We start from the raw sequence: 305 nt of genomic DNA, 5'->3' as shown, positions 1-305 counted from the left end.
CGTCTGTATCGTCCTCATCCAGTTGTTCATCGGCAAGCGCCAGCTCGGCCGCCGCGCCGAACTTCAGAACACTCCAGCCACGCTTCCGGCGGAATAGGGAAACTTCATGACCGAAATGGCCATTGAATTCGTCGATGTCGTCAAGCGCTACGGGACGGTTACTGCCGTCGATGCGATCAGCTTTTCGATCAACCGCGGTGAGCTCGTCACCTTTCTGGGCCCTTCCGGCTGTGGCAAGACCACATCGCTGCGTCTGATTGCCGGTCTCGAATTGCCCTCCGAGGGAACGGTCCGCATCGCGGGCC

General features: G+C 60.0%; 1 protein-coding gene. It reads left to right on the top strand.

Translation table 11 applies throughout. The features are described from left to right. Positions 1-106: 106 nt before the first annotated feature. On the top strand, positions 107-305 hold a 199-nt coding region (locus FLQ44_RS24585; protein WP_147694265.1), incomplete at its 3' end, for an ATP-binding cassette domain-containing protein.

It is taken from the genome of Vogesella mureinivorans, from assembly GCF_007644035.1.
Lineage (GTDB): Bacteria > Pseudomonadota > Gammaproteobacteria > Burkholderiales > Chromobacteriaceae > Vogesella > Vogesella mureinivorans.
The sequence above is the reverse complement of the archived record's forward strand: the minus strand, read 5'-3'. Positions and strand labels throughout refer to the sequence as shown.